Source organism: Thermoanaerobaculia bacterium, from assembly GCA_035593605.1.
In the GTDB taxonomy this organism is placed as follows: Bacteria; Acidobacteriota; Thermoanaerobaculia; order UBA2201; family DAOSWS01; genus DAOSWS01.
The window spans coordinates 81,625-91,881 of the sequence record DAOSWS010000017.1 but is presented as its reverse complement, the minus strand read 5'-3'; the positions used below and the strand labels follow the sequence as shown (position 1 = coordinate 91,881).

Here is a 10,257-nt window from a genome sequence, read left to right as displayed (position 1 = left end):
TGGATCGGATCTTGAAGCCCCAAAAACCGGGAAGAAAGAAGCTGAAACAGGAGAATTAGGTATTGTGTCCCCAGATAAACATTTTCATTAGTAGGAGGAGTAATTCGTAAATTGTTAGGTAAACTGAATCCTTACATTGCAAATGATCTAGGGAACCCTACGGTTAAGATACCCCACTTACCTCAAGTAAGAATCGGCAGGGAAATTGGTGATATATGGGCTTGGAGATCCAGAGACAGAAACGATCATGGACATACTGCAATCTATGTTGGTAATTATATCGTTATTTATGCTGGTATAGATAAAGTGAAAGCTAATACTACATATTTTACCACATTAGGATTAAAGGGTGACGAAGACCCGATTATTAGGAGATATACGCCAAGAAATGGATTAAAGTTATTTCATATTGCATTATTACACTGATAGCAATTATATCCATACTATATTTTCGCCCATATAGTTGGAAAATCTGGAAACACTTGAGCACAAATGCCGTAATGGATGTTGATGGAAAAAAGATAGACCTTCCAATATTTTTTGTTGAGCATAATGGTAACGAGTTTTTATTTATTTACGGTACTAAATTAGTGCCATATGTTATAGATGTAAATGGGACAACAGCATACAGAATTCACTTTGGTTCCTATAATAGAATATATAAATTAGGTGACTTCCTTATTCAACGCCAAAATCCATTATATCTTGTGGGGCTTGGAAAAGCAGAAGACTATAACCCAAATATTAATATTACTGATGAATATTTTATTTTCGACTTGTATGGCGTGGATGGTAAAGTAATTGTACCAATAAAATTAATAAATAATCTTGAATAATATATAATTCTATATTCTGTTCTTTTTATATGGCGCACAATATTTTCTTACCATTTTAATAAGGTGGTAATCCTCTTGAAGGATATACTGTCAAAGAAATCCCCGAAACTTCCTTATTACCATAAGTGTTCTTCTCATTCGAGTATCTTTCTAGGGCCTGTTAACACTAATGACTAAAATGAAAGACAGGGGGGTCAGAACTTATATCTTTATTTCTAATAAAAATGAGGGTGAAATCGGGGTCGGAAGTCGAATGTTGAATCAGCAAATAAGATTGAAGAAAAGCGGGATTGGTGAAATCCAGCTGCAGTCCATTCTTGGGGGCATTGGATGCACTTTTGAACTGACGGAATTTTTTTCTATTCAATCCTCCTTCTTGAGTTATACGCAGAAATGTGATACTCTGCGTATAACTGGAGACCGAATGGAAAGATTACCCCTGGAAACCCGCACGCTTTATGCAGAACTGATGGATCAGCTGACAGCCCTGGAAGCCGGGAGATCATTGGGCAGTGTCCCCGGCACCTTTGTGCGGAAGATCATCAAGGGGCGAACCTACCTCTACTTCCAGCACTCTGAACCCGGCGGTACGAAACGCCAGATCTATCTCGGACCCGAAGATAACTCCCTCGCTGCCCTGGTGGCACGTTTTGAAAAAGAGAGGGATCTGCACACCCCGGAACTGCGTCAGATTCAACGGCTTTGCGCTCAGCTCAGAGCCGGGGGGTGCCTCACCACCGGTCATCACCATGCACGGGTCCTATCTTCCCTCGCGGACGCCGGCCTTTTCTCCCTTGATGCCGTCCTGGTGGGCACGCAGGCGTTTCTGGTGCTGGGAAACATCCTTGGAGTGCGGTGGAGAGGTGGATCGCTTCGAACAGAGGATATCGATATTGCAGGGGACCGCGCCATGGTCGTGGGGACAGAGAGGGTAGACGCAGATCTTCCAGGAGCCCTGGAGCGTTTGAATATGGGGTTTTTCCCTGTCCCTTCCTTGAATTCTAAAGATCCTTCCACCTCGTTCAAAGTCCGCGGGGAAGCCCTTCGTGTTGACCTGGTCACGCCTGCCTGGAAACGGAATGAGCACGATCCCGTAGTCATTCGCCGCTTTCGAGCCGCCGCTCAGCCTGTTCCCTTCCTCCAGTATCTCCTCGATCATTCCATTCGAGGTGCCATTATTGACGGGGACGGGATTCTGGTCAATGTCCCAGATCCAGCCAGATTCGCCCTGCATAAGCTCATCGTAGCCGCAAAACGAGATGTGACTATGGCTGCAAAGAGTGAGAAGGATCTGCATCAGGCATCACAACTGCTGGCCTTCCTTGCGGAGGATCGTCCAGGAGACCTGCCCCTGGCGAATGAAGACCTTGTTTCAAGGGGCCAGAAGTGGAAGAGTTGCCTGCAGAAAGGTATGCGGCTTCTAAAGAAAGACAATCCCGAACTACACGATAGGGTCATGAACCTGCTTTAAATATAATTGTATCCAGTTTCCCCGGTTTTATGATGAATCCGTGACCTGATACATGATTCATTGAGATAAACTACACAGGGTAATTTCTTATCCTTCATGGCTCTCCTCCAGCCTTGCGGAGAGGGCGAGGAGCCACTGCGCCAGGTAATACGTCGACATGATCAGAAGCGTTGCCAGCTTGAGGCTTCCATGAAACCGGTCCAGGGCCAGGATCGTGTCGGAAAGTGAAAAAAGGATTGCCCCCAGCAAAGCGTACAGGGCCGGGCCTGTCTTGCTCTCCAGGTATCGATCCAGGGCCTGCCAGCCCATTGTGGTGATGACGGCTACATAGACAAGAACGGGGAGCTTCATCTCTTTCAGAACGGGGGACAGGTAGAGAAAGACGGCTGTGGAGAACAGGAGGAAGGGAAGAAGAGAAAGGAGTTTCACTTTGAACCTCCGTCCGCTTCGAAATGCGGCGATATAGGCAATATGGGCGAGGAGAAAGGCAACAAGTCCGGGAAGAAAAAGGTCCTGCGGGAGCATGAGGAAGATATCCCCCAGGAGGGATAGACAGAGTCCAAGTCCAATCCACAGGCGATATCCGGAGATCCCGGTTTTACGCCCGCCCAGGGCGATCGCGAGGATCAGTAGGATGGTAAGCGGTTTGGTTACATAGAACACAGCTTCAGGCCCGGAGGAAGCGGAGAGGATATGAATAGCCCCTGAGAAAAGAGCCGCAAGAGTCAGAACTCGTAACTTATTCATGGATCGAAGAAGAATTGTTAGTCAGAGCCAGCGGACATGGTAGACGCAGATATCATGCCCCTTGGCTACGCATGCTTCGTGGTCGACGAGGACTCGTTTTGCACCGGACAGTTCCAGGGCCCGGAGAATACAGCCCACGATGACACGGCAAAAGGCAATGTCCAGGTAGGGAAAGGATAGGCGGGCACGGCAGCTCTTCGTCTCCACATCGAAGACTTCCAGGCTTCCGACTTCGTGGTACATCTTCCAGAGCAGGGAGCCCTTGGAAATAATCCATCCCGGATTTCCGAACTTGAAAAACATCTTGTACGCGATATTCAGGCCGTCGTCGATGAGGGATTTTCCGATTTCCACGGCTCGTTCGGGATCTCCTTCCAGCAGGACGGTAACGATGCCGTTGATCAGGGCCTGGTTGGTCTTTTCACTGAATCGATCTGTGGATAGGATCGTTCCCGACAGCAGGGCTCTGTTGTCTTCAGACAAATGGTCCATTAGCCGGGTGAAGCCTTCCTCACCACCGATCTCTCTCGCGAACTTGACCATTGATTTTACGCCCATTCCTTTTACGGGGAGTGTTCTGTCCGAATTACCTGCCATAGGACCCATCCTTACCTGGATTTGCTGTGGCCATCGATACCTAAACTATAGTCCTAAATAGACTGTATGGCAAATTTTCCGAAGGGCAAGTACGACTTTGTCTTGATATTTTATATTCAGGTGAGAATTCCTGTTTTCAAACCATGACCGGTAAGGAAAAGAACGTTTTTATCTCTTGAGTGGAATTCTTCAGGCATGGCCCGGATGGCCGCAAAAGCAACCGAAGCGGTCGGTTCGACATAGAAGCCGGCCTTACCGAGGATCCTCCAGGCTTCTTCAATCTCCCGGTTGGTCACGGTGATCACATGTCCCTTGGAGTCCTTGATGGCCTGGACCATTTCTGCGAGTCTCGGCGGTTTCTGGATCAGGATCCCATCCGCCAGGGATTTGGAAAGACTATCTGAGGATGCAAAAGAAAGGAAGTGGTTACAGGACTTGTAAAGAGGTGCGCACCCCTCCCACTGAACCGCAAAGAGTTCAGGAATCCGGGATACGATGCCCTGCCGGAGCAGGCCGGTGAAACCGTGATAAAGCCCAAGAAGCAGTGTGCCGTTTCCCACGGGAAGGACGATTCGGTCCGGAGCAATTCCGTTGAGCTGTTCGACAAGTTCATAGGCCGCTGTCCTGGTTCCTTCGAGAAAGAAGGGGTTGTATACATGACTGGCATAGTAGATCCCGGAAGCCATTTCCTCTGCCCTACGGGCCGCTTTCGCCCGGTCTCCGTCCACTTCGATCAGAGTTGCTCCCGAAGCTGTGATCTGGGCTTTTTTCGTCGAAGAAGCCGAGGCGGGAACGACAATCGTGCATCGGATCCCGGCCCGTGCGGCATAGAAGGACACCGAGGCCCCCGCGTTGCCGCTGGAATCTTCCAAAATTTCCCGTATGTCAAGGGATTTCGCCGCGCTGATCATTACGGAAGTCCCGCGATCCTTAAAGGATCCCGATGGAAAGAGATGGTCGCACTTGACCAGGAGATCGAAGCCCCCAAGATGAGCCGGCACGAGGGGAGAAAACCCCTCTCCAAGGGAGACCATGCACTCATCCGGAATGGGAGGCAGCAATTCCCTGTACCGCCACAACCCGGGCAAGGACGGATCGACCGAAAATGAGGCTTGAGAGAGCGGTATCGAGAGGTTGACACAACCGCCGCATGTACACTTCCAGGAGACAGAAGCCAGGGATCCCTCCCGGCCGCACCGGGAACAGATAACCGTCATGGAAGAGAGCGGATCTGGATTCAAGGGGAGTTCCTCTGATCGATCGCGGCCTTCGAAACCCAGTAGAGGTCTCCCAGACCGTTTCCGGCCTGGCTGTAGATACCGGTAACATCGGACAGGGCTGAGATTCGAGGGGATTTCGGCCCCGGTGCTTTTCGCTGGCTTGTAAAGACCAGGTACTTTCCGTCGGGTGTAAGGGAGGGGCAGTAATCGAGAGAAGTGGAATTGATCGGGGGATCAAAATGAATGGCTTCTCGCCAGATTCCGTCTTCCCCGCGGAACGATACGTAAAGATCTCCGCCTCCCAGGCCGTCTTTTCGCCCGTACGACGAAAAGAGAACGAAGGAGCCATCAGGAGATACGGCCGCGTTAAACTCAGGCCCCTCGCCGTTAATAGCGGTACCGGGGTTATGGGGGCCTGAAATTTTATCCCCCTCCAGATGGAAGAAAAAGATATCTTCTCCGCCAATCGTCGAATCATATTCCGCCGTGACACAGAGAAGTCCATCACGGGTTACCGATGGATAAAATTCATTGCCCTCTCCCTGAACGGGTGGTCCCATCGGGCGTGGTGCGGACCAGTCGGAATCGTCACGATCCATGTACCAGATGTTGTAATCCGCAGGGGATTCTTCCCCGGGAAGGGGTCGGTTCGAGGCAAAGTACAACCGGTTCCCATCCGGGGAGAACGAGGGTTCAATATCGCTGTATGTTCCTGAAAAGGCTGCCACGGCAGGTTTTTGCCAGGTCTGTTTTATCCGCTCCATTTTCATGATAACGCCGTGCCGGTCGGGGAGCATGATCGTGTAGTACAGTTCTCTTCCGTCGGGTGAGAGGGTGAAATCCCGTTCGTTCATACCGGTAGAAAGGACACCGGCTCCAAAGATCAGGGGTACCGTTCCCGGAGTGTTCGGATCGGGGTAGGGCCCGTTGAGCGAGGAGAGCGTCGAACAGGAAAGGGAACCGATAATCAGGAGAAGCGATCCGAAAAGGCGGCAGAGACGAGTGAGGGTCATGGATATACCTCCCCATCCACGATACACAAACACCCCCATTCCCGCAAGCGGGCACGGAAATGATCCACGGATCATGGTATAGTGGAAAAAACATGCTGGAGAGAAGGTTATGAAACGTTGGATCCTGAGGGCTGTCTGGGTCCTCATTGGTATCGGAATCCTCTATGGCGCGAAGCTCCTCTTTTTTGCCCCGAAGGAGATCCCGGTCCGGGCGGTGACCGCCGAATTGGGTACCGTCGAAGAGACCGTGACCAATACAAGGGCGGGTACAGTGAAGGTAAGAACCCGAGCAAGCCTGAGTCCACAGATCGGAGGCCGGGTAATCTCCATTCCCTTCCGGAAGGGCCAATCGGTCCATAAAGGAGAACTACTGCTGAGACTGGACGACTCGGTTCAGCGGGCGGAGCTGGCCCTGGCAAAGGAGGATGTGGTATTGACCCGGGCACAGCAGACGGAGGCGTGTCTGGCTGCCAATCTGGCATTCAAGGAATGGGAGAGGGGACGATCCCTGGCACAGGATGGCATTTCCACGGAACAGCAGCTGGATGTTCTGTCTACGGAACGGGACCGCACAAAGGCCGCCTGCGACGCTGCCACGGCAGCCATATCCCAGGCTGAAGCACGAGTAAAGTTGTCCCAGACCTATCTCGACCAGACTGAAATACGAGCACCCTTTGACGGTGTGATTGCCGATCTTTCCACGGAAGTCGGGGAGTGGATCACTCCATCTCCTCCCGGCGTTCCCATTCCTGCCGTGATCGATCTGCTGGATGCCTCTTCCGTCTACATCAGTGCACCGATTGACGAGATGGACTCCGAGCGCGTTTCCGTGGGACAGAAGGCGTATCTCACGGTGGATTCGCGGCGCGGACAGAAGTTTATGGGTACGGTGGTCCGTGTGGCCCCCTATGTCCTGGATCAGCTGGAACAGAATCGCACCGTAGAGGTGGAAGCGGAATTTGATGACGCTTCCAATGCCGACATCCTTCCCGGCACCTCTGCCGATGTCGAAATCATATTGAATCGAAAGGAAGACGTGCTCCGGATTCCCACCTCTGCAATCTCGGATGACAACGTTGTTCTCGTGATCGAAGGGGATCGGCTCAGGGAACAAAAGATCAAAACCGGCCTTTCCAACTGGCAGGAAACCGAAGTCATCGACGGGCTGAAACAGGGAGACCGCGTCGTCGAAGCTCGTGACAGCACCTCGATCAAGGCCGGTGCCCGGGTAACCGTCTCTCCATCTTCGTGATTCATCTCGACCATCTCTGGAGAACCTTTACCGTCGGCGATGAAGATGTTCACGCGGTAAAGGATGTCACACTTTCCGTTGAGCAGGGAGAGCATGTTTCTCTTATCGGCCCTTCCGGGTCGGGAAAATCGACCCTTCTCCATATCATCGGCTGTCTGGATCGCCCGTCCAGCGGGAACTATTTCTTTCGGGAAAAAGAGGTCGGAGGCCTTTCGGAGGATGAACGATCTCAGATACGAAGGCATGAGATTGGGTTTGTCTTCCAGTTTTTCCACCTTTTGCCCCGCCTTACCGCGCTGGGAAACGTCGAACTGCCCATGCTCTTTGCCGGAATTCCAAGGTCCGAGCGCAGGGACCGGGCATCAAAAGCCTTAGTTTCCGTGGGTTTATCCCATCGTCTCCACCACAAATCCGAGCAGCTGTCCGGGGGAGAACGTCAGCGGGTTGCCATTGCCAGGGCTGTGGTCATGGAACCTTCCCTGATCCTCGCGGATGAACCGACGGGGAACCTGGACAGCCACTCCGCAGGAGAAATCATGGAACTCCTCGAATCGATGAACCGGCGGGGCATGACACTGATCGTTGTCACCCACGATTCGGGGATTGCCGAACGTGCATCGCGAATCCTGCGCATGAAAGATGGATCCCTGGTCAATGGAGCCGATCCCGGGAGGACGGGAGGGAACTGAATGTTTTTCTTCGACGGATTCCGGTTTTCCCTTTCCTCCATCACAAGCCATCGATTACGTACAGCCTTGACCCTGCTCGGAATGGGAGTGGGTGTCGCAGCGGTGATCGTTCTTACGGGGCTGGGGGAGGGTGCTCGGCGTTATGTAACGCAGGAATTCATGAGCCTTGGGAGCAACCTGCTGATCGTCTTACCCGGTAAGGTGGAGACATCGGGCGCCGCACCCTACGGGGGCACCACCCACGACCTTACCATCGATGACTATGTCACGATGCGAACCCGGCTGCCGCTTGTACGAAGCGGAGCTCCGGTTTGTGTTGCCACCGAAAAGGTTCGATACGGTTCGCGGGCACGATCGGTCCCCATCCTGGGTTCTACAAGCGAACTTCTGCCGATCCGGCGCCTGGAAATACAGTCCGGACGGTTTCTCTCTCCGGGAGATCCCGATCAGGGAGGGACGGAAGTCGTCCTTGGTACCAAGGTGGCCCACGAAGTGTTCGGACCCGAAAGTCCTCTGGGAAAAATCGTACGGATCGGCACATGGAGATTCAGGGTTGTGGGTGTACTGGCCCCCAAGGGGCGGTCACTTGGATTCGATATGGATGACGTGGTTATCGTACCGGTGCGCACGGCCATGCAGATTTTCAACCGTACCACCCTCTTCCGTGTCCTTCTGGAAGTGCGGTCGGCGGGCGAGATGGCCGCGGCGAAAAAGGACGTATTGAAGCTGATGAAGGATCGCCATCGGGTCGAAGACATCACGGTGATTACCCAGGACGCGGTCCTGACGGCCTTTTCATCGATCCTCAACGCCCTGACCCTCGCCCTGGTTGCCATTGCCTCCATCTCTCTCGGGGTGGCGGGGATCGGGATCATGAATGTGATGTTGATTTCTGTGACAGAACGGAGAACGGAGATTGGTCTCCTTAAGGCCCTGGGGGCATTCCGCCGGCAGATCATGGGAGTCTTTCTCCTGGATGCCGTCATGCTCTCCCTTCTGGGAGGATTGCTGGGCCTGGGGGCCGGTATTGCAGGGATACGGATCTTTATGGCTTTCTATCCCGGTTTTCCTGCGAACCCGCCGATCTGGGGCGTTCTTTCCGCGCTCCTTCTCTCCATCGGGGTCGGAGTAATTTTCGGGGCATGGCCGGCCGTACGGGCCAGCCGCCTGGAACCGGTTACGGCACTGGCCAGGAGGTAGGGTGGATATCCTGGAACTTTCCCGCTATGTCATTGGTGCCCTGAGAGGGCACAGGTTGAGATCCGGCCTTTCCGCACTGGGAATCGCAATCGGTGTCTTTGCCGTGATATTGTTGACCTCTCTGGGAGAGGGTACCCGTGACTACATCGTGTCCCAGTTCACCCAGTTCGGGACGAGCATCATTGCCATTAATCCAGGGAATGTGAAAACCGTTGGAATCCCCGGTATTTTCGGAGGTACGACACAGTTCCTCACCATCGATGACGCCGAATCCCTCCGCCACATTCCCGGAGTCCGGGTGCTCACACCGGTGGCCATGGGACAGGCCCGGGTTGAAGCGGAGGGTAAGGGCCGGAGTGTCTATATCTACGGTGTGGGCCATGAAGCCCTGGAAGCCTGGCAGTTCAGCGTGGCCCAGGGGATGTTTCTTCCGGCGATCGATCCCCATCGCCAGGGAGCCTTCACGGTCCTGGGACCCAAGCTGGCCCATGAAATTTTCGGGGAAGAGAGCCCTCTTGGAAAACGAGTCCGCATGGGGGGAAGAAGCCTTCTCGTTGTGGGCGTCATGGAGCCCAAGGGACAGCTTCTTGGATTCGATCTGGATGACGCGGCGTATATTCCCGTCGCCACCTCCCTGGCTCTCTTTAATCTTCCCGAACTTCAGGAAATCGATGTGGTTGCCAGCACCGTAGGCCTTGTCGATCCCGTCGCAGAAGGGGTCCGGGCTCTCCTCAAGGAACGTCACCGGGGTGAGGAGGATTTTACGATCACGACACAGAATCAGATGCTGGACACCTTTGGGAAAATTATTTCTATTATTACCGTCGCTGTCAGTGCCATTGCCGCAATCTCCCTTCTGGTGGGAGCCGTCGGAATTTTAACGATCATGTGGATTTCCGTGCAGGAGCGGACCGGTGAAATCGGTCTCCTTCGGGCACTGGGTGTCTCGCCCCGGGGTATCCAGGGCATCTTTCTTCTTGAGGCGGTGATCCTCTCCATCTTCGGTGGTGTCATCGGACTTGGGCTCGGGTTTGTTGTTCAGGCTCTCATCCGGGGTCTTGTGCCCGGAATTCCTCTGAAGACTCCGCCGGAAGCCGTAATTGCAGCCCTGTTGATGAGCCTGCTTGTGGGAATGTTCAGTGGGTTTCTTCCCGCCCGGCGAGCCTCCAGGCTGGATCCGGTTGAGGCGCTGCGGGCTGAATAATTGGATGCATCGCGGAGTATATGCAGGG

11 protein-coding genes are annotated in these 10,257 nt (G+C 53.2%); 7 read left to right on the top strand and 4 right to left on the bottom strand.

The genetic code is table 11. The features are described 5' to 3' along the window. Positions 1–111: 111 nt before the first annotated feature. The 3 genes from PLD04_09795 to PLD04_09785 all read left to right on the top strand — a co-directional run bounded on the left by PLD04_09795 (position 112) and on the right by PLD04_09785 (position 2,307). A complete protein-coding gene (locus tag PLD04_09795) occupies positions 112–426 on the top strand; it encodes a hypothetical protein (GenBank protein HXK68624.1) in 315 nt (104 codons plus the stop codon). A 56-nt stretch (positions 427–482) separates the two neighbouring features. After that, positions 483–836, top strand: coding sequence for a hypothetical protein (locus PLD04_09790; GenBank protein HXK68623.1), 354 nt, complete (start codon positions 483–485; stop codon positions 834–836). A gap of 424 nt (positions 837–1,260) precedes the next feature. Continuing rightward, the gene (locus tag PLD04_09785) at positions 1,261–2,307 is read left to right on the top strand and encodes a GSU2403 family nucleotidyltransferase fold protein (protein ID HXK68622.1); all 1,047 of its coding nucleotides are present in this window, start codon (positions 1,261–1,263) and stop codon (positions 2,305–2,307) included. An 87-nt stretch (positions 2,308–2,394) separates the two neighbouring features. Here PLD04_09785 and PLD04_09780 read toward each other — a convergent pair whose 3' ends face one another. The 4 genes from PLD04_09780 to PLD04_09765 form a co-directional block, all read right to left on the bottom strand. Further along, on the bottom strand, positions 2,395–3,054 hold the full coding sequence (locus PLD04_09780) for a lysoplasmalogenase (protein ID HXK68621.1): 660 nt from the start codon (positions 3,052–3,054) through the stop codon (positions 2,395–2,397). A gap of 21 nt (positions 3,055–3,075) precedes the next feature. Further along, positions 3,076–3,651 carry a hypothetical protein gene (locus PLD04_09775; protein HXK68620.1) on the bottom strand — a complete coding sequence of 192 codons (576 nt, stop codon included), beginning with the start codon at positions 3,649–3,651 and terminating at the stop codon, positions 3,076–3,078. A gap of 116 nt (positions 3,652–3,767) precedes the next feature. Next, positions 3,768–4,892, bottom strand: coding sequence for a threonine synthase (locus tag PLD04_09770; GenBank protein ID HXK68619.1), 1,125 nt, complete (start codon positions 4,890–4,892; stop codon positions 3,768–3,770). After that, on the bottom strand, positions 4,889–5,884 hold the full coding sequence (locus PLD04_09765) for a hypothetical protein (GenBank protein ID HXK68618.1): 996 nt from the start codon (positions 5,882–5,884) through the stop codon (positions 4,889–4,891). Before PLD04_09765 ends, PLD04_09770 begins: the two co-directional genes overlap by 4 nt. A 109-nt stretch (positions 5,885–5,993) precedes the next feature. Here PLD04_09765 and PLD04_09760 point away from each other — a divergent pair, with 109 nt between their 5' ends. Genes PLD04_09760 through PLD04_09745 form a run of 4 tightly spaced genes read left to right on the top strand, consistent with a single transcriptional unit; the run spans position 5,994 to position 10,229 of the window. After that, a complete protein-coding gene (locus PLD04_09760; GenBank protein HXK68617.1) occupies positions 5,994–7,136 on the top strand; it encodes an efflux RND transporter periplasmic adaptor subunit in 1,143 nt (380 codons plus the stop codon). Further along, positions 7,133–7,825, top strand: a complete 693-nt coding sequence (locus PLD04_09755) for an ABC transporter ATP-binding protein (GenBank protein HXK68616.1) — start codon at positions 7,133–7,135, stop codon at positions 7,823–7,825. The genes PLD04_09760 and PLD04_09755 overlap by 4 nt, the downstream gene beginning before the upstream one ends. Further along, complete coding sequence (locus tag PLD04_09750; protein ID HXK68615.1) at positions 7,826–9,025, top strand: ABC transporter permease; 1,200 nt, start codon at positions 7,826–7,828, stop codon at positions 9,023–9,025. It begins immediately after the preceding gene. Position 9,026: 1 nt separating this feature from the next. Beyond that, the gene (locus tag PLD04_09745; protein ID HXK68614.1) at positions 9,027–10,229 is read left to right on the top strand and encodes an ABC transporter permease; all 1,203 of its coding nucleotides are present in this window, start codon (positions 9,027–9,029) and stop codon (positions 10,227–10,229) included. Positions 10,230–10,257: the final 28 nt, after the last annotated feature.

Coding starts and splice junctions, on each gene's coding strand:
- PLD04_09785 (HXK68622.1), top strand. CDS start 1,261: ATGGAAAGATTACCCCTGGAAACCCGCACGCTTTATGCAGAACTGATG.
- PLD04_09780 (HXK68621.1), bottom strand. CDS start 3,054: ATGAATAAGTTACGAGTTCTGACTCTTGCGGCTCTTTTCTCAGGGGCT.
- PLD04_09775 (HXK68620.1), bottom strand. CDS start 3,651: ATGGCAGGTAATTCGGACAGAACACTCCCCGTAAAAGGAATGGGCGTA.
- PLD04_09765 (HXK68618.1), bottom strand. CDS start 5,884: ATGACCCTCACTCGTCTCTGCCGCCTTTTCGGATCGCTTCTCCTGATT.
- PLD04_09760 (HXK68617.1), top strand. CDS start 5,994: ATGAAACGTTGGATCCTGAGGGCTGTCTGGGTCCTCATTGGTATCGGA.
- PLD04_09750 (HXK68615.1), top strand. CDS start 7,826: ATGTTTTTCTTCGACGGATTCCGGTTTTCCCTTTCCTCCATCACAAGC.